19 protein-coding genes and 6 pseudogenes are annotated in these 23585 nt (G+C 70.6%); 7 read left to right on the top strand and 18 right to left on the bottom strand.

What is annotated here, in order from left to right; all coding sequences use genetic code 11:
- Positions 1-170: 170 nt before the first annotated feature.
- Positions 171-1096: pseudogene (locus tag AC3IYI_RS03900) on the top strand (Tn3 family transposase); the annotation flags it as partial.
- A 155-nt stretch (positions 1097-1251) separates the two neighbouring features.
- Here AC3IYI_RS03900 and AC3IYI_RS03895 read toward each other — a convergent pair.
- The 3 genes and pseudogenes from AC3IYI_RS03895 to AC3IYI_RS03885 all read right to left on the bottom strand — a co-directional run.
- Positions 1252-1674: a hypothetical protein gene (locus AC3IYI_RS03895; RefSeq protein ID WP_489411916.1), complete on the bottom strand. Its 423-nt coding sequence runs from the start codon at positions 1672-1674 to the stop codon at positions 1252-1254.
- Positions 1661-2473, bottom strand: coding sequence for an MFS transporter (locus tag AC3IYI_RS03890; protein ID WP_489411874.1), 813 nt, complete (start codon positions 2471-2473; stop codon positions 1661-1663). Before AC3IYI_RS03890 ends, AC3IYI_RS03895 begins: the two co-directional genes overlap by 14 nt.
- A 102-nt stretch (positions 2474-2575) precedes the next feature.
- Positions 2576-3008 (bottom strand): annotated as a pseudogene (locus AC3IYI_RS03885) (site-specific integrase); the annotation flags it as partial.
- A gap of 306 nt (positions 3009-3314) precedes the next feature.
- Between AC3IYI_RS03885 and AC3IYI_RS03880 the strand changes: the two are divergent.
- Positions 3315-3501: pseudogene (locus AC3IYI_RS03880) on the top strand (helix-turn-helix domain-containing protein); the annotation flags it as partial.
- On the opposite strand, the pseudogene AC3IYI_RS03875 reads toward AC3IYI_RS03880, so the two are convergent.
- From AC3IYI_RS03875 to AC3IYI_RS03860, 4 genes and pseudogenes are all read right to left on the bottom strand, one after another.
- Positions 3489-3687 (bottom strand): annotated as a pseudogene (locus AC3IYI_RS03875) (calcium-binding protein); the annotation flags it as partial. The pseudogenes AC3IYI_RS03880 and AC3IYI_RS03875 sit on opposite strands and share 13 nt — an antisense overlap.
- Positions 3688-3832: 145 nt before the next feature.
- Positions 3833-4606 (bottom strand): calcium-binding protein, encoded by a 774-nt coding sequence (locus AC3IYI_RS03870; protein ID WP_489408862.1) that lies wholly within the window; start codon positions 4604-4606, stop codon positions 3833-3835.
- Between the two features lie 459 nt (positions 4607-5065).
- Complete coding sequence (locus AC3IYI_RS03865) at positions 5066-6784, bottom strand: LPXTG cell wall anchor domain-containing protein (protein ID WP_489408861.1); 1719 nt, start codon at positions 6782-6784, stop codon at positions 5066-5068.
- A gap of 251 nt (positions 6785-7035) precedes the next feature.
- Positions 7036-7182, bottom strand: a pseudogene (locus AC3IYI_RS03860) (IS110 family transposase); the annotation flags it as partial.
- Positions 7183-7454: 272 nt separating this feature from the next.
- On the opposite strand from AC3IYI_RS03860, the gene AC3IYI_RS03855 reads away from it, so the two are divergent.
- Positions 7455-7850 (top strand): hypothetical protein, encoded by a 396-nt coding sequence (locus AC3IYI_RS03855; RefSeq protein WP_489408860.1) that lies wholly within the window; start codon positions 7455-7457, stop codon positions 7848-7850.
- 494 nt (positions 7851-8344) lie between these two features.
- On the opposite strand, the gene AC3IYI_RS03850 is transcribed toward AC3IYI_RS03855, so the two are convergent.
- Positions 8345-8650 (bottom strand): DUF1330 domain-containing protein, encoded by a 306-nt coding sequence (locus AC3IYI_RS03850; RefSeq protein ID WP_489408859.1) that lies wholly within the window; start codon positions 8648-8650, stop codon positions 8345-8347.
- 157 nt (positions 8651-8807) lie between these two features.
- Between AC3IYI_RS03850 and AC3IYI_RS03845 the strand changes: the two genes are divergently transcribed.
- The gene (locus AC3IYI_RS03845; RefSeq protein ID WP_489408858.1) at positions 8808-9710 is read left to right on the top strand and encodes a LysR family transcriptional regulator; all 903 of its coding nucleotides are present in this window, start codon (positions 8808-8810) and stop codon (positions 9708-9710) included.
- Positions 9711-10414: 704 nt separating this feature from the next.
- Here the strand turns inward: AC3IYI_RS03845 and AC3IYI_RS03840 are convergent.
- A pseudogene (locus AC3IYI_RS03840) lies at positions 10415-10993 on the bottom strand (transposase); the annotation flags it as partial.
- 572 nt (positions 10994-11565) lie between these two features.
- On the opposite strand from AC3IYI_RS03840, the gene AC3IYI_RS03835 reads away from it, so the two are divergent.
- Positions 11566-12192: an alpha-ketoglutarate-dependent dioxygenase AlkB gene (locus AC3IYI_RS03835; protein ID WP_489408857.1), complete on the top strand. Its 627-nt coding sequence runs from the start codon at positions 11566-11568 to the stop codon at positions 12190-12192.
- 20 nt (positions 12193-12212) lie between these two features.
- On the opposite strand, the gene AC3IYI_RS03830 is transcribed toward AC3IYI_RS03835, so the two are convergent.
- Positions 12213-12509 (bottom strand): YkvA family protein, encoded by a 297-nt coding sequence (locus AC3IYI_RS03830; protein ID WP_489408856.1) that lies wholly within the window; start codon positions 12507-12509, stop codon positions 12213-12215.
- Entirely contained in the window at positions 12509-12973 is a 465-nt protein-coding gene (locus tag AC3IYI_RS03825) for a MarR family winged helix-turn-helix transcriptional regulator (protein WP_250739021.1), read from the bottom strand. Before AC3IYI_RS03825 ends, AC3IYI_RS03830 begins: the two co-directional genes overlap by 1 nt.
- A gap of 120 nt (positions 12974-13093) precedes the next feature.
- Between AC3IYI_RS03825 and AC3IYI_RS03820 the strand changes: the two genes are divergently transcribed.
- Positions 13094-13681, top strand: coding sequence for a DoxX family protein (locus tag AC3IYI_RS03820; protein WP_489408855.1), 588 nt, complete (start codon positions 13094-13096; stop codon positions 13679-13681).
- Positions 13682-13832: 151 nt separating this feature from the next.
- Complete coding sequence (locus tag AC3IYI_RS03815) at positions 13833-15701, top strand: glycoside hydrolase family 15 protein (RefSeq protein WP_489408854.1); 1869 nt, start codon at positions 13833-13835, stop codon at positions 15699-15701.
- Here the strand turns inward: AC3IYI_RS03815 and AC3IYI_RS03810 are convergent.
- The 7 genes from AC3IYI_RS03810 to AC3IYI_RS03780 form a co-directional block, all read right to left on the bottom strand.
- Positions 15685-16221, bottom strand: a complete 537-nt coding sequence (locus tag AC3IYI_RS03810; RefSeq protein ID WP_489408853.1) for a rhodanese-like domain-containing protein — start codon at positions 16219-16221, stop codon at positions 15685-15687. The genes AC3IYI_RS03815 and AC3IYI_RS03810 overlap by 17 nt on opposite strands.
- Positions 16222-16424: 203 nt before the next feature.
- Positions 16425-17849, bottom strand: coding sequence for an APC family permease (locus AC3IYI_RS03805; RefSeq protein ID WP_489408852.1), 1425 nt, complete (start codon positions 17847-17849; stop codon positions 16425-16427).
- A gap of 296 nt (positions 17850-18145) precedes the next feature.
- Positions 18146-19006 carry an STM4011 family radical SAM protein gene (locus tag AC3IYI_RS03800; protein ID WP_489411873.1) on the bottom strand — a complete coding sequence of 287 codons (861 nt, stop codon included), beginning with the start codon at positions 19004-19006 and terminating at the stop codon, positions 18146-18148.
- A gap of 32 nt (positions 19007-19038) precedes the next feature.
- A complete protein-coding gene (locus AC3IYI_RS03795; protein WP_489408851.1) occupies positions 19039-20379 on the bottom strand; it encodes an STM4012 family radical SAM protein in 1341 nt (446 codons plus the stop codon).
- A gap of 41 nt (positions 20380-20420) precedes the next feature.
- The gene (locus tag AC3IYI_RS03790) at positions 20421-21239 is read right to left on the bottom strand and encodes an STM4013/SEN3800 family hydrolase (RefSeq protein ID WP_489411872.1); all 819 of its coding nucleotides are present in this window, start codon (positions 21237-21239) and stop codon (positions 20421-20423) included.
- A gap of 43 nt (positions 21240-21282) precedes the next feature.
- A complete protein-coding gene (locus AC3IYI_RS03785; protein WP_489411871.1) occupies positions 21283-22440 on the bottom strand; it encodes an STM4014 family protein in 1158 nt (385 codons plus the stop codon).
- A 53-nt stretch (positions 22441-22493) separates the two neighbouring features.
- Positions 22494-23444 (bottom strand): STM4015 family protein, encoded by a 951-nt coding sequence (locus AC3IYI_RS03780; RefSeq protein WP_489408850.1) that lies wholly within the window; start codon positions 23442-23444, stop codon positions 22494-22496.
- Positions 23445-23585: the final 141 nt, after the last annotated feature.

Genomic DNA, 23585 nt, shown 5'->3' with positions numbered 1-23585 from the left:
CTCAGCCCCTCCACCTTGGGTTCGCATCCGACTTGAAACATCCACAGAGTTCCTGGTAGGGCCGCTGATGTGGAAGGTAGACCAGGTGGGCTTGCGCGGCGGCGAGGTCAGGCGGGTCACGCGCTGGTCGACGACCCACATCAGGTCCCCGCCCTCGGCCGCCGCGGCCGGACTTCGACGCCACCCCGGAGAGTGAGCTGGTGCTGGCCGCGCTGTTGTCGCTGCCGGAGCTGATGGGCCGCAAGAAGGTCGGACCGGCCGAGATCGACACCGGCCTGCTGACGGGGTCGTGGCGGCGCCTGGTGCTGGCGGTCCCGCACCTGGAGCCTGGCACGGTGGACTGGAAGGCGTACACGTTCTGCGTGCTGGAGCAACTGCACCGGATGCTGGGCAGCAAAGCAGGTCTTCGCCCGCAACTCCTCCAAGTGGGGGGACCCGCGGGCGAAGCAGGTGGCCGGTGAGGCGTGGCGGCAGGCTCGGCCGACCGTGCGGCCTCGCTGAACCTGCCCGGTGAGGCGGGTGCTCGCCTTCAGGCGCGGGCCGCGCTGCTGGACGGCACCTACCGGGCCGCGAACGCCGCCCTCATCGACCACCAGGCGTCCATCGGCCTCGCACAGCGCTGGGGCGGGGGCCTGGTCGCCTCGGTAGGCGGGATGCGGTTCGTCGTCCCCGTGCCCAGCGTGTACGCGCGGCCGAACCCGAAATACTTCGGGCGCCGCGGCGGCGCGACTTGGCTCAACATGATCAACGACCAGGCGGCGGGCTGGGCGGGAAGGTCGTGGCCGGCACCCCGCGCGACTCCCTGTACGTGCTGGACGTCCTCTACGACCGCGACGGCGGCCGCCGTCCGGAGATGATCGTCACCGACACCGCGAGCTATAGCGACATCGTGTTCGGGTTGCTCACCCTGGCCGGGTTCGCCGACGCCCCGCAGCTCGCGGACCTGCCGGATCAGAAGATGTGGCGCGTCGATCGCACGGCCGACTACGGCGCGTTCCAGGGCGCGGCCCGCGGCCGGATCGACTTGGCCCGCATCGAGCGGCACTGGGAGGACATCCTGCGGATCACCGGCTCCATCCACACCGGATCCGTTCGTCCGCCACCACATCAACGTGCTGGGCCGCTACTCCTTCCAGCTCCCCGACCTGCCCGGCGGGCTGCGGCCCCTCCGCGCCCCGGACCCTGTCGACGAGTAGCGAGACGCGGCGGGCGCGTCTGGCCGCGCCCGCCGCTCGCACCGTCGTGGGAACTCTATGCATGGGCCGCCTGGACGCGGACGGCTCGGGCGCGGACCACGAAGGGCCGGGAGAAGACGGTGATGGCGATGGAGACGGCGGCCACCAAGGTGATGGCCATGCCAGAAGTGAAGTGCTGGGCAATGCCGCCGGCGATCGCGGCTCCGATACCTTGCCACGTCATCCGGCCGGCGGACTCAACTCCCTGGACCTGGCCACGGACCGGATCAGGGGTCAACTCCAGAAGCTGCTCCTGGAGCGGCAGGGTGGCAGCGAAGCCGGCACTGGCGATGAACACCGCGGCTGTCGCCATCAGCACGGGCGGGTGGACGGCGAACAGCAGGTAGGGGGCGGCGAGCAGCAGTCGCAGGGCGAATGCGTAGCGGCGCCGTTGCTCGGCGGTGAACAGCCGTCCGACCGCAAGGTCACCGAAGAGCATGCCTGCCGATCCGGCGGCCAGGAAGACACCGGCGTGATGGGGGGGCGTAGGAGATGAACAGGGCTCCGCAGCCGACGATCAGACCGTTGGGGACCCACAGGTTCAGCAGCAGCGCGCGCTGGCCGGAGTGGGAGAAGAGCTCGATGTTCGTCGTCCAGGTCTGGCGCAGTCCAGGGCGACGGGTCAGACGGATCGAACGTTCCCGGACCGTCACCGCCACCATGATCAATCCACCGCCGGTCAGGGCTGTCGCGACGGCGAAGACCTCCTGCGGGCTCAGGTACCGCAGCAGTACGGCGCCGATGGCGTAGCCGAGGATGGCCATGCCTCCCGAGGTGATGTTCATCAGCGAACGTGCCAGTGCATAGGTGGAGGTCGGCACCACCTCGGCGAGCAGGCCCATCCGTGCGCCCGTACCCAGGGACTGGAAGAACCCCAGTGCAAGGAGCAGACCGAAGCGGGCGGCGAGCGGCAGGCCTGGAACCGCCTGTGCCGCAACACCTACGAGCGAGACGCACTGGAGCGCGACGAGGATCCGGCGAGGACGGCTTCCGTCCGCGACCGACATCAGCGTCAGCGCACCGAGTACCGTCGCGAAGGCGGCGCCGTACATGCTCACAGCGGTCAGGAACGGGGACTTGGTCTGCTGGTTGACCAGCGTGCCGAGCGCGAAGCCCGACAAGGTGCTCGCAGCGACCGACAGTGTGAAGCTGGCGTACAGGCCGACGAATTCACGGTTGCGGAGCAGGTCACGGTAGGTGGTGGGAGGTGTGCCGGAGGCAGATGTGTCAGAGGGCATGAAAAAAGCCTTCGCGCGAACCCAACCTGGGGCGCTGAAGGCCGACTCGTAGATTATAGCGCGTGCCCCGGTCCCGCATCGGACCGGGGGAGACGCGGAGGCGTGCCTCGACTTCGCCATCAGCATCAGCAGGGAGGCGCCCTGCTCGCTCAGGTGGGTCAGGGCGGAATGACGGTACTCGTGCAGGTCCCAGCCCGTCCCCGGCCCGTGTACGGCGGTGTGCTCGTCGAGCAGGGCGCGGGCCTGGCGTAGGAGAGGCGGGCCAGGCCGGGCCGGGCACACGTCGCGCGGGTTGACGACCTTACCCGGCCCGGGGTGGCGGTGGGTGACGAACACTGGGCCGCAGGTGCGGGCGCACAGCAGGCGCAGCAGGCGGCAGGAGCCGGGCGGTGCCGGCATCCCAGTAGATGGTCTCCAGCACGAAGTCCTCCCGGGCCTGCCCTCGGCGTGCCTTGCTCCGGGCGCCCTTGGCCTTGACCGGGCAGCGGCGGGCGGCCAAGTCCGGGTCCTCAATGTTCACGCCGAGGACCTCCTCGGGGTGACATCCCGTCGTCCGGAGCGGGCGCGCGGCAGCAGGAGCAATCGATGCTGCTGCAGAGCGGTGACGGGGTCTCCGCGTAGGTGCCTTGGCGGGAGTCCAGCAACTGGCTCGAGGTGAAGTTGCTTCGATCAAATGCGTCGAATTTCCACTATGCCGGAATCCGCGGAAGTGACGAAAATGGCCCTATGGCCGCTATAGAGTGCCAGGTCAGTCAGTCTGCTCTCCGAGCACGGGAATGACCCCTGCTCGTGGTGGACCTGCACACGGATGGATACCTGTTGTCCCCGCGTTCACGCGGGGATGACCCCAGGGTGGCTTGCGGATCGAGGGTTCGCGAAGCTGGTGAAGGTGGTGCGGGAACGGGCCCGGTGGCGGCCGGCCCTGGTGCCTGCCGCTGCCCGACCGGGTGCTGTTGGCGGCCGTGTACTACCGCACGAACCTGACCATGCGGCAGCTCGCTCCGCTCTTCGGGATCTCCTCCGTCGCGGTGACCGCGCCAGTGAACGTCTTGGCCGTGGTGGCGCCGACCACGACGTTCTTGCCGCCGTTGACAACCGCCTTGGTGATGGCGGTGTCACCATGGCTACCGTCCGTCCGCCTGGGCGGCCGGGACGGCGAGGGCGGACAGGGCCAGGGCGCCGGAAACGGCAGCCACAGTGGTACGAACGCGCATGTACGTTCCCCATGTTCGATGCGATCCCTCCACGGCTGCCCCGGACGGAATCTCGGAGTGCTGAGCGAAGTACGCAACGGCCGCCCCAGAGCCGGTCTGGCTCGGGGGCGGCCGCCGCTTCCCCCTCGAAGGAGGGGTGCAGTGCTTACTGCACGTCGATGTAGTCACCGGCCGCGGAGACCGCGGAGGTGGTGGTCGTACCCGCGAACGAGTAGCGGTAGTAACCGTCGTACGCCGCCGTGACGGTGGTCGACAGGTCGCCGGTGCTGTTCGTGTTGATCGTCTTGACCGTGGTGTACGTGCTGGTGCCGGCCTTCTTGAACTGAAGCTTCACCGGCTGGGCGCTGTAGCCCGTGTAGGTGAAGGTGTTCCAGTTGGCGCGGGTCAGCTTGCCCGTGACCGTGATGGTCTTGCCCTTGACGACCGGCTCGGGGGAAGCGTTGGCCGTCAGCTTGGAGTAGCGCTGCAGCTTGAAGGAGGAGGCCTTGTCGACGCTGGCGTAGTCACCGTCTTTGGCGTCCACCCAGACATTGACGTACCAGGTACCGGCCATGTCGTTGGAGTAGGCCAGGTCGACCTGCGGGTCCACGGTGAAGTTGGCGGTGCAGGTCGACGTGGTGGCGCTCACGGCGGTGCAGGTCGAGGAGCCGGTCGGGGTGAGCATGCCGAAACCCGGACCCTGGAGCCAGAGCAGGTCGTCGTCGAGGCCCGCGATACCGGAGTCGTCCGTGGCGGTCACGGAGACGGAGAACGTCTTCGCGGTGCTGGTACCGACCGCAACGTTCTTGCCGCCGTTGACAACCACCTTGGTGATCTTCGTGTCGCCTTCACTGTCCGTGGCCGCCTGCGCGGACGGCACGGCGAGGGCGGACAGGGCCAGGGCGCCGGCAACGGCAGCCACAGTGGCACGAATACGCATTCTTTTCCCCTAGGGACACGGAGGCGCACGGGTGAGAAGGTCACCCATGCGCCCCAAGGGTTCTGTGGAGTCTCCTGACTCCACAGAACAGACATGCGACTCCCGTAAATGGTTGTGCACTTACGGGAAGAAGATTCTTACTGCACGTCGATGTAGTCACCGGCCGCGGAGACCGCGGGGTGGTGGTCGTACCCGCGAACGAGCAGCGGTAGTAACCGTCGTACGCCGCGGTGGTGGTCTTACGAGCCACCGCCACACCCTCGCCCACCAGATGTTCCCGGAACGCGGCCCGTGGGCCGCCCCACGGTCGGGACCGGTGCCGAGGTAGGCCAGGTCCAGGTCAACGACCCGGGCCTTGCTCGTTTCCTGACCGCCGACGTCGGCGCGGAGGCCGACGGCCCGGCGCGCATGCCACGGGTGGGTGACGTTGCTGCCGGGCCGTCAGTCACTCACGCAATCTCACTTCCCGTGCAAACCCCTGCGGCGACGTCCGCGAAGCACCAGCAAGCCGCCGACAGCGATGACCAGCAGGCCACCGAGGGCGCTGTACGTGACAACAGCGTTGCTCGCTCCGGTGGAAGCCAGGTCGCCGGACGTGCTGCTCGGGGTCGCCTGGCCGACGGGTGCGCCGATCTGCCCTTGCGCACGGGTGCCGGTCGTGCCGGAGGCGGAGACAACCGGCGCGGGGGCGGTCGGCGTGGGGGCGGGCGTCGGCTTGTCAGCGCCGGCAGTCCCCGACGCGGGCTTCAGCTGAAGAGTCGTGATCGAGTACGGCGGCAGCGTCTGTGCGACCGCCGTGCCCCGCTTCGCCGTCGTCAGGGCGGTGCCTCCCTTGGCATACGAAACGGTCGTGACCGCCCCTGCGGCCGGGGTGAACCCGGCGTACGAGAGCGACACCTGCGCCGCGTTCTGCGGGCTCTTGTTGGTCAGCATGACGTTCAGCCCGCCGTTGCTGCTCCGCACCGCGTGCACAGTGACCGACGAGTTGCCCGAGGACGACTTGACCATGGTGTCGCCAGGCTGCGCCAGTGCGGTCAGCGCGCGGATGCCCCAGTAGGTGGGGAAGGGCGTGTCGCGCGGCGGTTCGCACTTCCCCCCGGCGCAGGTTCCAGCGGAGAGAATGCCCCCGTCCTGGTAGTCGGTCTCGCCGTTGACGGTGGTGGGTGCTTCGCCCGAGCCGTTGTGCAGGTTCCACCAGTCCACGTGGGTGGCGCCTTGCTCGAACCAGGTCATGTAGGTGTCCGGCGCAAACAGGGCTGCGGCCTGACTGGTCAAGACGGGCGAGAAGACGGTGTCGGTCTCGGTGACCGCGATCTCCACCGAAGCAGCGCGCGAGCCCGCGTACTTGGCGATCAGCGAGCGCAGCGAGGACGTGACACCGGCGATCCGGGAGGGGGTGTTCAGCAGGTCGGCCGTGGTCGTGCCGCCCGGATACCAGTGGACGATGACGAAGTCGATCGAGCTTCCCGCGATGGAGAGCACCGTGTTGTTCCAGTCGGCGCTGTCACCGGGAGCCTTTTCCGCGTCCGGCCAGAAGCCGGGGGTGGTGAGCACCGCTCCGATCTTCACCTTCGGGTCCACGGCCTTCATCGCCTTCGAGTAGGCGACCAGGTTCTTTCCGTACTCCTTCGGGCTCTTGTCGGCGTGCGTGTCGGTTTCCCAGCCCTTGCCGTTGCCGTAGTGCCCGTTGCCGTAGACCTCGTTGCCGATCTCCCAGTACTTCACGCCGTAACCCTTGTCGACGTTGGCGTACTTGACCCAGTCGGCGGCTTCCTGGGGGGTGCCGGAACCGTAGTTCGCGGTCAGGATCGGCTGGGCGCCGACCTTCTTCGCGGTGGCCATGAAGCGGTCGAAGTTGGTGTTGGAGGGGATCCAGCCGCTGCCGTCGCCGGAGGTGTGGGTCTTCCAGTGGTAGTCGTCCGCGCCGGAGCCGCCGGGATACCGCAGCTGCCGAACTCCCGCGGCCTTCATCAGCGATGTCACCTTGGCGCCCCCCATGTGCTCGTCGCCGAAGCCCGTGTTGAGGCCGACACCACTGCTGGGCACCGTGCCCAAGGAGGTACCGGCATTCACACTGATGCCGACGGTCGACGCGGCGCCCGCGCTGGGCGCCAGGACGCCGACACCGGCCGAGGCGGCGAGCACCGCCACCGCCCCCGCGACAAAGCGGAGGCGCATTCGGCTACGGCGGGGCGTGCGACCCCGAGGCATCGGCTGCTCGGCGGATCTCGGGTCTTCTGATGACACGTAATGCTCCGATCGGGTGTTGACACAGAGGGCGTAGCGCCGCTGACCACGGCTTGCCCTCGTCGGTACACCCCTAAGTGGCCACTCAGAGCGGAAAGGTTGCCGGCTCAATCATTTTTCGCCGAGACACGGTCGGCGGCCGCCGCCACCGTGACGGCCCTGTTCTCGTATAGCTACCGCCAGGTGGTGTCGCCGTATTCGGCGAGCAGGTCCAGCAGGTCCAGCAGGATCTTGTAGCCGGCCGCGTCGTCGGTGATGTGCCGTTTGGCCAGGAGTTGGCCGCTGTCGTCGACGAGGGCGACGTCGTGAGTCTTCTCCGCCCAGTCCATTCCGTAGTAGATCAAGACGTTCCCTCCCCAGTGGTGCGGGTGTATGCGCGAGGACGCCGGACGTCGCCGCTCTATCTCTAGGAATCCGCTGCCCGGGGCACCACAGGCATCCGCCACGACCACGAGGCCGCCACCACTTCGCGGCAAGGCCGTCCGCACAATCTACCCAGAGGCCTCACGGACCAGGTTGGCGACAGGCGTAACGGAGCGGCCTGTCCTACCGTCACGGGTAGGGTCCGAGGGGGCCTGCGGGGCTCGGGGCTGGAGGAGCTATGGCTGCGTTGTTGGGGCAGCAGGCGTTGGATGCCGAGGTTGCGTTCAGGTCGTTCGGGTTCCAGGAATCGGACGACAGCGTGGTGCCCGTGCCGTATCCCGACGGCTTTGAGCGGGGGGTGTTCCTGCAACAGCACGTGCGTCGGTTCGACCTGTTCAGCGCAGGTCACACGCACACTGCCGCGGTAGTCACGCGTGTCTGGGACGGCGAGCCCGACGCGGAGGCTGCTGGTTGGGACGAGCAGGCCGAGGTCGACTACGAGTCGGTCACGGGCGATGTGGCGGTGTGGGGAACCGGGGCGCTCCGATCAGCTGATCCGGCTGGGGCGGGCCGGACTGTGGCGGGTCCGCGTGACCTGCGCGGGCAGAGCCGAGGTCGAGAGGGCGACACGTAGCGAAGGCACTGCGCAGGGGGGTGGAGCGGTACACGATCGACTTCTGGCCGAAGGCGACGTGAGCGGCGGGCCTGCCGCCAGGTGCTCTCGACTTCGCCACCGGCATCACCGTTCAGTTCTCCGGCGGGAACATCCGCATCCTCAACCTCGCAGACGAGATCGTCCTCGCCCACGACCAGCACCTGGGCCCGGTGGAGGCGCATCTCCACGCGGCGACGACGTACGCAGGCCCGGATCCCTCGCCCTCGGCTCTTATCTAGGGTGAATCGCCGTTGTGGCAGGTCAGAGCTTGATTGCGTGTCAGGCAAGTCGGGCAAGTCAGGAAGTTACTCGACGTTGGGTAGCGCGGCGAGCCGCCCACAGGGACCAGGCCGTCGAGGACGTCGACGACGAACTGGGACGCGGGGCATGGCTTCGAACTCGTCTCGTGAGTCGTCGTTCAGCACCGTGTGCGTATCAGGTGACGGATGCTCAGCGATGGCTGGGCCTGCCGGTCAGTCGATGCCGTCGATGATGCGGAAGTCGCGCTCGAAGCCGTCGGGGAGGGCCACCAGCGCCTTCTGGTATGCCTCGCTCTCGTATGCCGCGACGGCCTGTTCAAAGCTGTCGAACTCGATCAGAACGACGCGTTGCGTGAGTCCGGCCTCGTGGGCGACGACTCGACCGCCAAGGGACAGGAGGCGGGACAGGACGCGCCCGCCCCCAGCCTGGACAGCCGGACCGGCCAGCTTGTCGTAGGCAGTCAGCCTCTCAGGGTCGGAAATGGCGGGGTAGACACTGACCCAGTAGCCCTTGGCCATGGAAACCTCCTGTGTTCGGCCGGACACGTCTGACTTCGAATTGACACTCAGATCGATCGATCCCGGCATGCGCAGGTTAGGGCTTGATGTGCGGTCGAGGGAAAGACCGGTACGGGATAGGCTCAGAACGGATCGTTATCAATCGGCAGGGGGGCACTTGGCGCCGGATACGGTGAGCCTGCGGTACTTCCTGGTGCTGGCACAGGAGTTGAACTTCACCCGCGCGGCCGCACGGATCGGTATCGCACAGCCCGCACTCAGCGCCCGGATGCGCCGATTGGAGGCGGAACTCGGTACGGCCCTGCTGGTCCGCAACACACGTAGCGTCGTATTGACCACGGCCGGTGCGGCTTTGGCGGAGTCCGCGCCGCCCGCGCTGGCGGCGCTGGACCGGGCGTGGGACACCGCCCGGAGCGCGGCGGCCGGTGAACTGGGCACGCTGCGCATCGGATACAGCCTCAGCGCCGGGGCCGAGACGGCACCGGCCCTGGTGGACAGGTTGATTCGCGGCAACAGCGGACTCGAGGTCGGCGCGGTCCCGATGGCGACACCGGAGATCTCTCCCGCGGTCGCCGACGGCCGCATCGATGCCGGGATCACCCGCGGTGAGCAGCCGGGCCGTGGCGTGCGCCGGTTCCTGCTGCGGCGTGAGCGCATCGGGGTCCAGCTGGCGCAGCACCATCCGCTGGCCGAACGCCCGGAGATCGAGATCGCCGACGCGGCCGCGTATCCGCTGCGAATCCCGGACCGTGCGGCCAACCCCGTGATCCACGATCAGCTGTCCGCACTGTTCCAAGACACCCGACCACACCCCCGATTCCACACGCTCGCAGTCGCTTTCGACATGTCTCAGCGCGACCTGCGCGACGGGGCCACCCTCGCCCCGGCCGGAGAAACCGCGGCCCCGGCACAACCGGCCGGTCTCACCTGGCGACCGCTGCGGGGCGCGCCCAGCCTGACGTTCCATCTGGTCCTCCCACGCGAGCAGTCGCCACTACACCGCCGCATCCGTGCCGTCGCCAAGACCCTGGCGCACGAGCTGCACTGGCTGCCGGACTGACGCGCAAGAAGGCAAGCGAGACGGACGTCTGCCGTGGCGGGGCCGAAGACCCTGCGCCCGGCGGACTTCGCGATGATGACGACGACGGCGGCGGTCTTGCGGAATGTCCGACACGACCTCGCTACGCCGGCGGCCCAGCATCCGAAAGCCTGAGGACGAACGCGCCTTCGAGGTACCTGCCGAGCGGCTGTACCAAGCACTCCAACGGACCCGAGCCGACTGGGCTGCCGACTGCGCGCGATGGCACCGACACCACGAAATTGCCTAACAGACCCTTGGATATCAGTCAGGCAAGTTCGCTCCGGATTACTTGCCTGACTTGCCTTACACCTGCTGGGCACCCTGGATAAGAGTTCGAGACGAACTCGCGGGTCCACCCCTCGCAGAACTCAGGACCGTCTCGATGGCAGTCCCACAGCTTGAGCAGGCCGCTCTGGCGCGCATCTCCCATCCGTGGCCGTGCCTTGAAACTCCGGGACTGGCCATGCCACGGCAAGCAGTGCTCAACCTGGGTGGGGCATGCACTCTCGGCCAAAGAGCCAGGGAGCGGTTACGGAGAGCGCTTGCCTGGGAACCCTCGGTCGTGATGGGGTGGATGGTTACCGGCGGGCCGCCTGGGGGGTGCCTCTATGTTCTTCGTCAAGGACGTGGTGACGGGTATGCGGGTGTTTGCGGTGTTCATGCGGCGAGGCTGACGGTGGAGGTTTGAGCTGCCGGTTTCCGCCGCGGGGTGCGTGTTCGCCGTGGATCGAGGTGCCCGACGACTTGTAGGTGGGGGGCGAGGCCGGCGTATGAGGCGAGGTGGGCGGCACTTGGAAAGCCGGTCCCGTCGCCGACGGTAACCAGCAGGACGGCAGCCGTCCTGACTCCGACTCCCGGCATCGAGGTCAGGACCTGGTGAAGAGGGTGGCCCTCCAGCAGGGTGCTGATCTGGGCTTCCGGTGCCCGGCGCTGGGCATGGACCGCGGCGAGTGAGGCGGCCAGCGACGGGATCACGATGTCGAGCGTGCCCGTGCCGGGAACGACGACGGTCTGCTCGTCGAAGCGTCGAAGACCTCGTCGATCAGCCTCTGTGCCATCCGCGGGGCCTTGGATCGGATGAGTTCGACGAGTCTGCGGCGGCCTGCCTTGCGCAGCGCAGCCGGGGATCCGTAGGGCTCGAGGAGCCAGGTGACGGCGGGGTGGTCCAGTCGCGGGCCGAGCACGCGCTCCAGCGAGGGGTGGAACTGAGTGAGCAGGCCGCGTATCCGGTTGGAGGTGCGGGTGGCCTCGGCGGCGAGGTCCGGCCTGCGCCGCAGTGCTGCTGCCGTCCGCTCCGCCGCCTCACGCACTGCCCGCGCCGAGTTCCACGTGGGGTGGGGGTGGAGTGATGACCGCCCCGCACTCTCCTGCCCGTGCGTTACCGAATCGCTCCGGTGCACTGCCACGTCCTCAGTGCGAAGGCTACGGCAGAAAGGCGTACTACCTCCCCATCGCCGCCGGTGGCTTGCTCGTGTCGGGTCGACGGCGTCTGCAACACATGCCACGGCTGCGGCCGAGCTGACCACCGCCAGTGTTCGCCCCAGCGTGCCACCGACCTGGTTCGCTCCTCCCTGGGGCCGGTGTTCGGACGCAGGGGCTGACCTTGGCTGTCTCGCCTGACCCGGTCCCTTGTGTGCGAATCGGGCAAGGTCAGGCGAGATGGAGGCCGGATCTCGTGAGACGGGGCAAACGCGTCACGGGTCGTCAGGAGCAGTCAGACCAATTGCCGCTGGTGACGGAAGCCCTCGACCGATTACACGGGACATTTCGTAAGAAGAAGTGAGCGAGTCGATTTACTCGTGCAGGTGTTCGAATCGCGCGTTACGCTGGACCCATGCACGCACTCCAGGGCTCGCTCTTCGATCAAGGTGACGAGATCCGCCTCGGCCCGCTGGTGGGCGTCCGGCGTACGGAGCTGGGCGCCGGTGCCTGGGCGGATCATCTGCCGGGCTGGCTGGCGGGCGCCGATGCGCTGTTCGAGCGGCTTGCGGTCGACGTCCCGTGGCATGCCGAGCGGCGGCAGATGTACGAGCGGGAGGTGGCGGTCCCGCGCCTGCTGGCGCACTACGGCGAGGCCGACCCGCTGCCGCACCCCGTTCTTGCCGGGGCTCGGGCCGCGCTGAGCCGTCACTATGCCCCCGAGCTGGGCGAACCCTTCGTCACGGCGGGCCTGTGCCTCTACCGTGACGGCCGCGACAGCGTCGCCTGGCACGGCGACCGGACCGGGCGCTCCGCCACTGAGGACACGATGGTCGCGATTCTCTCGGTGGGTGACCCCCGCGACCTGGTTCTGCGCCCCCGCGACGGTGGCGCCACCCTGCTCCGCCTCCCCCTGGGCCACGGCGACCTGGTGGTGATGGGCGGCTCCTGCCAGCGCACGATGGAACACGCCGTCCCCAAGACGGCCCGCCCGGTCGGCCCCCGCATCAGCGTCCAGTTCCGCCCGCGCGGGGTCAGTTGAGCCGACGGGCGCGGATGTCGCTACGTCGCGTCGAGTTCCTTGGGCGTGCGGGCTGCCGAGGCCGCCGCGTGCAGGGAGCGCAGGGCCAGGAGCAGGATGCCGATGTCGTCCAGGTAGACCGGGTCCGGGATCAGGTCCACCGGGGAGATCGTGTACGCCACGGCCGCCCAGAACAGGGCCTTGTCGCGCAGGGGGATGCCCGCGTCGCGCAGGAGCCGGCGGGCCGCGAAGACCCGTACGAGGAGCACGGCCGCGGTGACCGCCAGGCCGGCCGCCACCACCGCGGCCACGATGAGCCAGAGCGTCGTCGCGTCCATCAGGCGCCTTGGGTCCGGAGCCGGCGGCTGACCTCGCCGAGCCCGTCCGCGAGCACGTCGAGCTGTTCGGGGGTGAGGACGTCCACCAGGACCTCCCGGACCGTGGTCACGTGCCCGGGTGCGGCTTCCGTCAGCCGGGCGCGGCCCGTCTCGGTGAGCACGGCGTAGATCCCCCGGACGTCGGAGGGGCAGGTGCGGCGGCGGACGAGGCCCGCCTTCTCCATCTGGGTGACCTGGTAGGTCAGGCCGCTCTTGGAGTTGACCAGTCCGTTGGCGAGCTCCGTCATGCGCAGTTCGCCCTCCGGCGCCCTGGCCAGCCGTACGAGGATCTCGTACTGCGGGTGGGAGAGTCCGGAATCGTCCTTGAGCTGCTGATCGAGGCGGCGGTTGACCAGGGCGGAAGCGGCCAGGAACCCCTCCCAGGCCCGCATCTCGCGGTCGTCCAGCCATTTCGTCTCAGCCATGGATCCAGGCTACACGTGAGGTTCCAATTTGAATCAGCGGTGGATGTGGAGCTAGGGTCGGGGAGGTTGTTTGAATTTGAACGAACCTCCTCCTTGGGCCGCCGACCGGAAGGACCCCCCATGACCAGCCCCGTGACCAGCTCGTCCGCCACCACGCCGAAGCCGCGGGCCGGTGAACCGGCCGCGCCCCTCGCGCGCACCTCGGGCGCCCTGGCCCCGTCCACCCCCGCCCACGACGTCGGCCTCCTCCTCCTGCGCGTGGTCCTCGGCCTGACCATGGCCGCCCACGGCACCCAGAAGCTCTTCGGCTGGTTCGGCGGCGGCGGTATCAGCGGCACCGGGCAGTTCTTCACCGCCAGCGGCTACCCGGCGGGTGACGCCATGGCCGTCCTCGCCGGCCTGACCGAGACCCTCGGCGGGCTCGGCCTCGTCCTCGGGCTGCTCACGCCGCTGGCGGGCGCCGCTCTGGTCGGCACCATGATCAACGCCATCGCCGTGCACGGTGCCGGCTCCTTCTTCGCCCCGCAGGGCATCGAGTACGAGCTCCTGCTCACCGCCGGCGCCGCCGCCCTCGCGCTCACCGGCCCCGGCCGGTACGCCGCCGACCGCTTCCTGCCCTTCCTGCGGGGCCACCGCCTCGCCCACGGCGCCCTCGCGGTCGGCCTCGGCGTCGTGACCGCGGGCGTGCTGCTCCTCGTACGGAACTGAGCCGTCGAGCGGGGCCGTCGAGCTGGGCCGTCGAGCTGGGTCGTAGAGCGGGGCCGTCCAGCCGAGCCGTCCCCGGGGCGGCGCGGCTCGGCGCGGCGCGGGGACCCGTACGGGCTGATTGAGTGCGGGCATTCGGGGGAAATTGCCCTAAATGACACAACCCATCGAAGACTACGCACTCATCGGCGACCTGATGACCAGTGGGCTGGTCGGCCGCGACGGGTCCATCGACTGGCTGTGCCTGCCGCGCTTCGACTCGGGCGCCTGCTTCGCCGCTCTGCTCGGCGACGAGGAGAACGGCCACTGGCGCATCGCCCCGGCCGCCGCCTCCGCTACCGCGCGCTGCACCCGCCGCGCCTACGTCGACGGCACGCTCGTCCTCGAATCCTTCTGGGAGACCGAGGACGGCGCCTCGTTCAAGGTCATCGACTTCATGCCGCAGCGCGACACCGCGCCCGACCTGATGCGGATCGTCGAAGGACTCACCGGCGAATCGACCGTGGGCAGCACCCTGCGCCTGCGCTTCGACTACGGGCACGTCGTGCCCTGGGTCCGGCGCGGCGGCAACCGCGAGGGCGACCGGGTCGCCGTCGCCGGACCCGACGCCGCGTGGCTGCGCAGCGAACCTTCCGTGCACACGTGGGGCGAGGGCATGAGCACCCGCTCCGAGTTCACGGTCGCCGCCGGCGAGCGCGTCGCCTTCGTGCTCACCTGGCACCCCTCGCACGAGCCGCGCCCGGAGCCGCTGGACCCGTACGCCGCCCTGGAGCAGAGCCTCGCCGACTGGCAGGAATGGACCGCGCAGTGCACGTACGAGGGCCCCTACCGGGAGGCGGTGGTCCGGTCCCTGATCACCCTCAAGGCCCTCACCTACGCCCCGACCGGCGGAATCGCCGCCGCTGCGACCACCTCCCTGCCGGAGGACCTCGGCGGCGTCCGCAACTGGGACTACCGCTACTGCTGGCTGCGCGACTCCACCCTCACCCTCGGCTCGCTGGTGGCCACCGGGTACCTCGACGAGGCCCGCGCCTGGCGGGAGTGGCTGCTGCGGGCCGTCGCGGGCGACCCGGCCGACCTGCAGATCATGTACGGGATCGGCGGCGAGCGGCGCATCCCGGAGACCGAGCTGCCCTGGCTGAAGGGGTACGCGGGCTCCGCGCCGGTCCGTGTCGGCAACGCGGCCGTCGACCAGCTCCAGCTCGACGTGTACGGAGAGGTCCTCGACTCCCTGTACGTGGCCCGCTCCGCCGGACTCCCCGCCGAGTGGCACTCCTGGAAGATCCAGCTCGCGCTCCTCGACTTCCTGGAGCAGAACTGGCACCGCCCCGACGAGGGGCTGTGGGAAGTGCGCGGCCCGCGCCGCCACTTCACGCACTCCAAGGTCATGGCGTGGGTCGCCGCCGACCGGGCCGTGCGCACCCTCGAACTCAACCCGAAACTGCCCGGCGACGTGCACCGCTGGCGCGCCATGAGGGAGGCGGTGCACCGCGACGTGTGCGAGAACGCCTACGACGCGGAGCGGCGCACCTTCACCCAGTACTACGGCTCCCGCGAACTGGACGCCGCCACCCTCCTCATCCCGCGCGTCGGCTTCCTGCCGCCCGACGACCCCCGTGTCACCGGCACGGTCGACGCGGTGCGCGAGGAACTGGGCCGCAGCGGCCTGCTCCGCCGCTACAGCACCGAGGGGCTCTCGGTGGACGGCCTGCCCGGCGACGAAGGCGCCTTCCTCGCCTGCTCGTTCTGGCTGACCGACGCCCTGCACCTGACCGGCCGGGAGAAGGAGGCGCGGGAGCTCTTCGATCGCCTGCTGGCCGTACGCAACGACGTGGGACTCCTCGCCGAGGAGTACGACCCCGTATCGGGACGCCAACTCGGCAACTTCCCCCAGGCGTTCAGCCACGTCGGCCTGGTGAACACCGCGCTCACCCTGGGCGGGAGCAGCCTGGTGGCGGGCCAGGTGCAAGGTCCGGGCGCGCCGGCCGGGCCGGGCGCAGTGCCCCCTACCGGCCGCGGTTGAAGGGCAGCCGGCCGAGCACCACGGCCATGCCGCAGGTGTCGGTGAGGGCGGAGAAGACCAGCCCGGCCGCGATCCCGGCGCTGAGCAGCTCGAACGCCGGGTGCACCAGCAGGCCGAGGAGCAGGCCGAGGAGGACGAGCGAGCCCGCGGTGAACCGGACCTGACGCTCCATGGCCCAGACCCGGCGGGGCCCTTGGGCGGGGTAGTCGAGCGGATGCCCGTGCGCCGACCACGAGGTGGTGCCGCCGGTCAGGCTGGTGGCCGCGATGCCGTGCCCGGCCAGGGTCCGGGCCGCGTTCTCCGAGCGGGTCCCCGAGGCGCACACCAGCAGCAGTTCCTGCTCCTGCGCGGCCAGGCGCAGCTCGGGCAGCGAGCGGCCGAGCCGGTCGAGGGGGATGTTCAGCGCGCCGGGGAGGTGGCCGGAGGCGTACTCGCCCGGAGTGCGGACATCGACGATCCGGAACTCGGCGTGACGGGCGTGGGCCTGGCTGACGTCGAGGAGGGCGGGGCTGCGGCTCATGGCGAACGGGCTCCTTCGAGAGGCGGGACCGGCGGGCCGGACGCGGAGCATAGACGAAGGGGCGGGGCGGGCGAGACACCCGTTCCACCATTCGGGACGGCGGTACGCGAAGAGGTGCGGGGCCACGGGATGTGCACCCGTGGCCCCGCACCTGCACTAGGCGCCTCTCCCAGGCACCTCTGCGTACCTCTGCCGGTCGACTGCTACACGGAGGCAGCCGGCGCCGGCGCCGGGTCGTCCTCGTCCACCGGGAGGGTGACCAGCCAGCGGGTGTCCTTGTGCGGGCGCAGGTGCAGCGCCCAGTACACGGTGGCGACGGCGGTGATCCCGCCGGTCCACAGCAGGTACTGGGTCTCCTGCTGGGTGAGGATGTACGCGAACACCAGGATCAGCACGACCGGGACGGCGGGCCAAAGCGGCATCCGCCAGGCGGCCGTCTCGCGGTGCGCCCCGCGGCGGCTGGACAGGGCGGCCACGGCGACCAGCAGGTACATGCCGGTCACCGAGACGCCGGTGACCCCGTAGAGGGTGTCCAGGTTGACGAAGCACATCGCCGCGCCGGGGATGCCGACGAGCAGGGTGGCCACCCACGGGGAGCCGAACCGGCCGAGCCGCGAGAGCGCGGAGTTGACGGGCGCGGGCCAGGCCTTGTCGCGGGCGGAGGCGAACAGCACCCGGGAGTTCTGGATGACCATGACGATGCCGGCGTTGACGATGGCGAGGGCCACGCAGAGGCTGACGAAGGTGCCGACGGCCGAGTTGGACCAGGCGGTCACCATGGTGCCGAGGTCGCCGGAGGTCAGGGCCTCCAGGTCGGGGGCGCCCAGGGTGATGGCGATGACGGGGACCAGGATCACGGCGGCGGAGATGGCGAGGGTGGCCAGCACGGTCCGCGGGACGTTGCGGCGCGGGTTCTCCAGCTCCTCCGAGAGGTAGACGGCCGTCGAGAAGCCCTGGGTGACGAAGAGGGCGATGGCGAGCCCGGAGACGACCATCATCGCGGTGACGGTGGAAGTACCGCCGCCCTCCGCCGCGACCGTGCCGTGCACGAGGGCGCCGGCGCCCCGCTCGCTGTGGGCGAAGCCGAGTACGGCGACGAGCCCGGCGGCCACGACCTCCAGGACGAGGAAGATGCCGGTGATCCAGGCGTTGGCCCGCAGGTCGAGGAGACCGGCGAGGGTGGCGAGCAGCATCACGGCGGCCCCGGCGGCCGGGGCCGGTACGTCGATGACGGGGGCGAGGTAGTCGGCGGTGCCCATGGCGATCACGGGCGGCACGATCATCACGACCAGCAGGGACAGGACGAAGACCAGCCAGCCGGCGAGCCGGCCGGACAGGGTGGACACCATCGCGTACTCGCCGCCGGCGCTGGGGATCAGGGTGCCCAGCTCCGAGTAGCAGAACGCGACCCCGATGCAGAGCAGGGAGCCGATGGCGATGGTGAGCGCGGTCCAGGTGCCGAGGCTGGAGAAGAGGTCCGGGACCACGACGAAGAGGGTCGAGGCCGGCGTCACGCACGAGAGGGTGAGCAGGGTTCCGCCGACGACGCCGATGGAACGCTTGAGCTTCTGGGGCACGGGACCGGTGGCGGGGGAGAGGGCCTGAGGGGCGCTGATCGTGTCAGACATCGGTGCGGTGTTCCGATCGGCAGATGCGGTGAGTGAGTGCGGGAGCGGTATCGCCTCCGAGGCGGTGGTGGGCACGTCTGGTTCGGGGGCTCCCGGGCCGAATGGAATCTCTGCGAGATCCGCAGGTCAAGAGCTGTTCACCTGCGGATTCCGTCGTTCGGTCGGCCCGCCGCCGACTGCATGGGCCGTTAACGCCGCGTAAACGCTGAGCGATCACGATGTGCGAGAACCGCGGGTGACCGCGGGTGACCGCAGGTAAATTTCCCTCCGCTTTGCCCATCCGCCGCGCCCCCGTGTCACGGGATGACCGAGCTGACCGCCGCCGGGATCCGCTCCAGGACGCCGCCCGCGAAGACGTCGTAGAGCGGGAGCGTCTCCAGGTGGACGTAGCCGATGTGGCAGTCGCAGACCGCCAGGGGGCAGGCGCGCGGGCGCAGGGCGGCCCGGTAGGAGCCGTCGTAGAGGTTGCCCAGCTCCGCCTTGACGAAGTGGCAGCGGCGGACCGTGCCGGCGCCGTCCACCGAGATCACCGAGGCGCCCGTGCGGCAGGGCAGGCCCGCCGAGCGGTGCGGGTGGCGGCTGAACGGGAAGAGCGGGTCCAGGGCGGTCCAGTCGGCCGCCTCCGGATCGGTGTACGCGTGCCCCTCCGCCGCGTTGACCCACAGGTACACCTCGGGCGGCAGCGCGGTGCGCAGCCGGCGGGCCTCCGCGAGGTGTTCCGGCAGCCCGACCACGCCCACGCTGAACCGCACCCCGGCGGCGGCCAGTTCCCGGCACTTGCCCAGGAAGCGGTCGTACGGGGTCTGCCCCGGGTGGTACGTGCACCAGAGCGCGAGCGTGTCCCTGTCGGCCTCGGCGGTCCATCCGGTGCGGCCGCTCAGGTTGGTCTGGATCGCGACCCGGCGCACGTGCGGCAGGTGCGACAGCTCCACCAGGGCGCGCCGGTACCAGGAGCGGACCAGGCCCTCGCCCCACGGGGTGAACAGGACGGACAGCCGGTCGCCGCTGTTCCCGGCGGCCCAGCCGGCGAACCGCTCCAGGGCGGCCCGGTCTGCCGCCAGCAGCTCCCGGCCGTCCCGCCGCTTGGCGAACGGGCAGTAGGGACAGTCGTAGTCGCAGGAGGACAGCGGGCCCCGGTAGAGCACGGTCAGGTCCATCGGCGGCCCCGAGGCCTGCGCCTGCGCCCCCGTCACTTGCGCTCGTACGCGGCCATCGTGGCCCGTACGTCCGCCGAGAACAGTGCCGGGCCCGCCGCGTCCGAGTGCGCCAGCCCCTCCGGGGTCAGCCGCAGCAGCTCCGCGTCGTCCACGAGCCAGCCGCGCTCCGCGAAGGCCGCCAGCTCCGCCGGGAAGTCCTCCCACGGACCGCTCCCGAACCGCTCCCGGTACTCGCTCACCGGCATCCCGCGCGCCTGGAGCAGGGACTGCAGCAGGTGTCGGCGCCGGGCCTCCTCCGCGTCGATCCGGCGGCCGTGCTCGGCCCGTGCGAAGTCCTCCTGGGGGCGGCTCACGTAGTCGTCGATGATGCCGCGGATCTCGCTCATGCCGACCGCGTAGTCGAAGGAGTAGTGGAGCCCGGCCGTGTACGAGCGGGCCCCGCAGCCGAGGCCGATCATGCCGTCGGTCTGGCAGGCGCCCGGCTCGATGTCCTGGTCGGCGCCCTCCGCGGGCGCGTCCGCCCGGCGGAACATCCGCATCGACACCTGCTCGTACCCGGCGGCCAGCAGGTGGTCGCGCCCGGCCCGGTACAGCCGCAGTCGCTGCTCGTCCCACCCGGCGGCCGTGGACTCGCCCGGCCTGCGCCCCAGGCCCGTCAGGGGGCGCACGTAGAGCGGGTAGAGGTAGAGCTCCTCCGGGCGCCAGGCGAGGGCCGCGTCCAGCGAGTAGCGCCAGCTCTCCTCCGTCTGCCCGTCGATGCCGTAGATCAAGTCGATGTTCAGGACCGGTATCGCCGCGTCCCGGACCCGGGCCAGCGCCGCCTCCACGTCCGCCCGCTTCTGCGGACGCACGGCCGAACGCGCCTCGGCGGGCACGAAGCTCTGCACGCCCAGGCTGAGCCGGGTCGTACCCCGGTCGGCCAGCACGGTGAGCCGGTCCGCCGTCGCCGTGGCCGGCGAGGCCTCCACGGACAGCGGCACCGCCCGCAGATCAGCGCCCGCGCGCTTCTCCGCGATGTCGCAGAGCCGCTCCAGCTCGGACGCCATCAGGAAGGTCGGCGTCCCGCCGCCGAAGGCCGCCGCCGTGAACCGCACGGGCTCCTCGTCGCCCAACGCGCCCCGGACCGCGGTCGCTTGCCGCTCCAGCGCGTCGAGATAGGCCGTGGTCAGACCCTCCGGTGCGCCGATGCGGGTGAAGAGGTTGCAGAACCCGCAGCGCACCTCGCAGAAGGGAATGTGGAGGTAGAGGGAAAGGGCGTCCTTGGGCTGCCGTGCCCACTCCCGGCTCAGCTCGGCGGGCTCGGGCAGCTCGCGGTACGCCGTCTTGTGCGGGTAGGCGTAGACGTAATTCTCGTAGGGGGTAGGGCCGTTCATAGGGGCTATAGGGGCTATAGGGGCTATGGGGGCTATGGGGGTCATCGGGGGCCGGGCTCCTCGTGGTTCAGGTGGAACTGTGCGTACGGGACCGTCCAGACCGCCTCGTGGGCGAGCCGGTGCCCCGTGTACCCGTCGTCCCCGTACGTGGTCCCGTGGTCGGAGCAGACGATCGCGAAGCAGCGGCGCCGCGACCGCATCACGTCGAAGAGCCGCCCGATGTGCCGGTCGACGTACTCCAGTGCGGCCGCGTGCGTCTCCCAGGAGTCGCCGTCCGCCGCGGTCGCCCCGGGGGAGTGGAACCAGTTGGGCTGGTGCATCGCCGACACGTTCAGGAAGAGGAACAGCCGCCGGTCCTGCGGCAGTCCGGCGACGACCTGCTCGGCGCGGGTCACCTGGGCCTCGAAGGAGGTCGGTGACGCCACCCCGAACTCCGGTTCCCAGTGCGACTCCTGGAACATCCCGGGCAGTACGGAGCCCAGCGCGGCCGCCTTGTTGAAGAAGCCGACGCCGCCCACGCACACGGTCCGGTAGCCCGCCCCGGCCAGCCCCGACACCAGATCCGGAGTGTCGAAGACCCAGGTGCGCCCGGCGGTGGTCTCGCTGCCCGGGAACCGGGCGGCGAACAGCCGCGCATGCGGGCCGGGCCCGTCGGGGGTGGGCAGGAAGCCCGCGAACATGGCCTGGTGGGAGGCGTAGGTGAAACTCCCCGGCGCGTGCCGCCGCTCCCACACCCCGCCGGGCAGGTGCGCGGCCAGGTTCGGGATCCGTCCCTCGGCGGCCAGCCGCGCGGCCACGTCGTGGCGCAGCGTGTCGAGGGTGACGAGCAGCAGGTCGTCGCGGCCGACGACCTCGTTCATGTCGGGTTCGGGTTCGGGTTCGAGGTCGGGGTCAGGCGCCCGGTCAGGGGCGGGCGGGGGCAGGTGCATGCTGCTGTTCCTGTCGTACGGCGGCCACTTGGGCCGCGTAGGTGTCCTGGCCCTCGGCGGGCGAGCCGGGCAGTCCCGTCAGCCGGGGAAGCAGGTCCCCGAAGGCGTTGACCTCGCCCACGGCGAAGCTCCGCCAGCCGAGGGCGGGCAGCAGATCGACCCCGACGCACAGCGTGCGCGGGAAGGCGGCCGCCGCCCGCTCGCAGACGGCGAGTACGTCCGTCTCCCAGCGGCCGCCCGCCGCCGTCACGGCGGCCATGGCCGCACCGAGATCACCTCTGGCACCGCCGAGGTGCAGGTTCGTGAGCGGACCGGCGGCCGTGCGGACCACCGCGTGGGTGGCCCGGCCGCCGATGACGACCACCCGCAGATCGGCCGAGCGCCCCTGCTGGGATGCCTTCGGCAGCCACCGCTCGATGTGCAGGCCGTCGGGGGCCAGGGCGTCGACGATGGCGCCGATCACCCGCTCGTCCTCGTACCGCCGCAGGCGCAGCGAGTTGTGCAGGGCCCCGGAAGGGGCCCGCTCCACGGAGGTGGTGGCGCGGATCCGGCCGCCCGCACCCGTCTCCACCGCGAGCACCCCGGAGGCCGAGGAACCGTGCGCGAGCTTCACGAAGGCCCGGCGGTAGCCGGGGAGGGCGAGTACCGCCCGGACCTCTTCCCAGCCGCGCACCGGTGCGCGGACGGCGTCCGGGCCCGACGTCGGGGAGGCCGGCAGGGGAGTTCCGGCATCCGTCAGCACCCCATGGCAGAGCCGCTTGTCGAACAGCACCGCGAGGTCGTCCGGGTCGCACGTCAGCGTGCCGCCGGCCGATCGCACGCCCTGCGCCACCGCCTGCACGGCCTCGGTGAACCGGCGGTACCAGCGTCCGGTGCCCTCGACCCGGGTGGTGTCGGCGGTCCCGCGCAGCAGCCGCTCCACCTCGGGGTCCTCGCCGGGCGAGTCGATCCGTACGCACTCGCCCGCCCGGAAGGCGGCCCGGCCGGTCAGCACGTCCCGCCACGGAACCACTCGCGCTTCGGGCAGCCCGGCGGCGCGCACGGCGTCCTGGAAGAGGGCGACCCGGCGGTTGCCCGGATTGCCGACGACGGCGAAGGACGCGGTGAGGGGCGCGGCACCGGGCGCGGCCACGGGCGCGGCGATGGGAGCGGCGAAGGCCGGGTCCACGGCGGGAGCCGTACGGCTCACTCCGCCACCGCGATGTAGCGGTACTTGGTCTTGTCGTTCCCGTTCCGGCTCTGCACGTCGCCGAGGTCGACCTCCACGCCGTGCGGGGCGAGCGCCGCGCAGAGCCGCTCGCGGAGCGGCTCGCTGACGTAGTGGTGGTGCAGGTCGAGCTTGGTGAGGTGGGTGAGCGGGCGGCCGGCCAGCAGCGCTTCGGCGCCCCGGTCGTCCAGGATCCCCATGGAGAGGTCCAGTACCTCGAGCCGCTCGACGACCGGAGCGGTGGCCAGCGCGGCGGCGACCTCGTTCTGGATCTCGCTGTTGCGCAGCGCGAGCCGGCGCAGGGACGGCAGCCGCTCACCGGTCAGGAACGGCTCCAGATCGCCGGCCTCCGCGTCGCCGCCGTAATCGGGCGTGCCGAGCCACAGGTCGAGATCGGTGAGCGCGGGCAGTTCGCTCGCGGCGATCCCGCGCACCACCTCCCGCGGCAGTCCTCCGGTTTCGACGCGGAGCACGCGCAGCGCCTCGTGACTGACGGGCGGGAAGGCCAGGCCCTCGCCGCCGCGCACCCCGAACTCCTCCAGCGCGGGATACGCCCGCAGCAGCGGGCCCACGTCCGACTGCTGGATCCAGGAGATCTCGCACTCCTCGAAGGTGATGTCACCGACGAACAGCGCCCGCAGCACGGGGAACTCCGGGGCGGCCCCGGCGAGTACCCCGACGATCCCGGCATTGGAGTCCTCGTACGCGTCGGACCAGCCACCCACGATCAGGGCCCGCACCTGCCGGGTGTCCACGGCCTCGGTGAACCGGGTGAAGGCCTGCTGCCACTCCTCCTCGGCCCCGTAGGTCTCCACCGAGATCCGCCAGGCCACGGCGCCCGGCTCGGGCAGGGCGCGGGTGTCCTTGAGCCCCGGGAAGTCGAAGACGGGCAGGCCGCCGAGCTCGCTCAGGTGGGTCCCGATGGTCATGTGCCCAGCTCCTGACGGTATGGCGGGTGGTGGTGCCCGGCCGTGCGGTGTCGTCCGACAACAGTTCTACCAAGCCCCGCCGACAAGCCCCACGGCCCACGGCCGACTGCCGACTGTGGTCGGCTCAGAGCCGCCCGGCCT

The sequence above is a fragment of the Streptomyces sp. GL_148 genome, assembly GCF_057834205.1.
The sequence above is the reverse complement of the archived record's forward strand: the minus strand, read 5'-3'. Positions and strand labels throughout refer to the sequence as shown.

What these genes read in the sequence shown, in the direction of transcription:
- AC3IYI_RS03820 (WP_489408855.1), top strand. Translation starts at nt 13,094, where the DNA reads ATGACCAGCCCCGTGACCAGCTCGTCCGCCACCACGCCGAAGCCGCGG.
- AC3IYI_RS03830 (WP_489408856.1), bottom strand. Translation starts at nt 12,509, where the DNA reads ATGGACGCGACGACGCTCTGGCTCATCGTGGCCGCGGTGGTGGCGGCC.
- AC3IYI_RS03790 (WP_489411872.1), bottom strand. Translation starts at nt 21,239, where the DNA reads ATGAACGAGGTCGTCGGCCGCGACGACCTGCTGCTCGTCACCCTCGAC.
- AC3IYI_RS03805 (WP_489408852.1), bottom strand. Translation starts at nt 17,849, where the DNA reads ATGTCTGACACGATCAGCGCCCCTCAGGCCCTCTCCCCCGCCACCGGT.
- AC3IYI_RS03890 (WP_489411874.1), bottom strand. Translation starts at nt 2,473, where the DNA reads ATGCCCTCTGACACATCTGCCTCCGGCACACCTCCCACCACCTACCGT.
- AC3IYI_RS03870 (WP_489408862.1), bottom strand. Translation starts at nt 4,606, where the DNA reads ATGCGTATTCGTGCCACTGTGGCTGCCGTTGCCGGCGCCCTGGCCCTG.
- AC3IYI_RS03825 (WP_250739021.1), bottom strand. Translation starts at nt 12,973, where the DNA reads ATGGCTGAGACGAAATGGCTGGACGACCGCGAGATGCGGGCCTGGGAG.
- AC3IYI_RS03795 (WP_489408851.1), bottom strand. Translation starts at nt 20,379, where the DNA reads ATGAACGGCCCTACCCCCTACGAGAATTACGTCTACGCCTACCCGCAC.
- AC3IYI_RS03865 (WP_489408861.1), bottom strand. Translation starts at nt 6,784, where the DNA reads ATGCGCCTCCGCTTTGTCGCGGGGGCGGTGGCGGTGCTCGCCGCCTCG.
- AC3IYI_RS03895 (WP_489411916.1), bottom strand. Translation starts at nt 1,674, where the DNA reads ATGCTCTTCGGTGACCTTGCGGTCGGACGGCTGTTCACCGCCGAGCAA.
- AC3IYI_RS03855 (WP_489408860.1), top strand. Translation starts at nt 7,455, where the DNA reads ATGGCTGCGTTGTTGGGGCAGCAGGCGTTGGATGCCGAGGTTGCGTTC.
- AC3IYI_RS03850 (WP_489408859.1), bottom strand. Translation starts at nt 8,650, where the DNA reads ATGGCCAAGGGCTACTGGGTCAGTGTCTACCCCGCCATTTCCGACCCT.
- AC3IYI_RS03810 (WP_489408853.1), bottom strand. Translation starts at nt 16,221, where the DNA reads ATGAGCCGCAGCCCCGCCCTCCTCGACGTCAGCCAGGCCCACGCCCGT.
- AC3IYI_RS03780 (WP_489408850.1), bottom strand. Translation starts at nt 23,444, where the DNA reads ATGACCATCGGGACCCACCTGAGCGAGCTCGGCGGCCTGCCCGTCTTC.
- AC3IYI_RS03835 (WP_489408857.1), top strand. Translation starts at nt 11,566, where the DNA reads ATGCACGCACTCCAGGGCTCGCTCTTCGATCAAGGTGACGAGATCCGC.
- AC3IYI_RS03800 (WP_489411873.1), bottom strand. Translation starts at nt 19,006, where the DNA reads ATGGACCTGACCGTGCTCTACCGGGGCCCGCTGTCCTCCTGCGACTAC.
- AC3IYI_RS03815 (WP_489408854.1), top strand. Translation starts at nt 13,833, where the DNA reads ATGACACAACCCATCGAAGACTACGCACTCATCGGCGACCTGATGACC.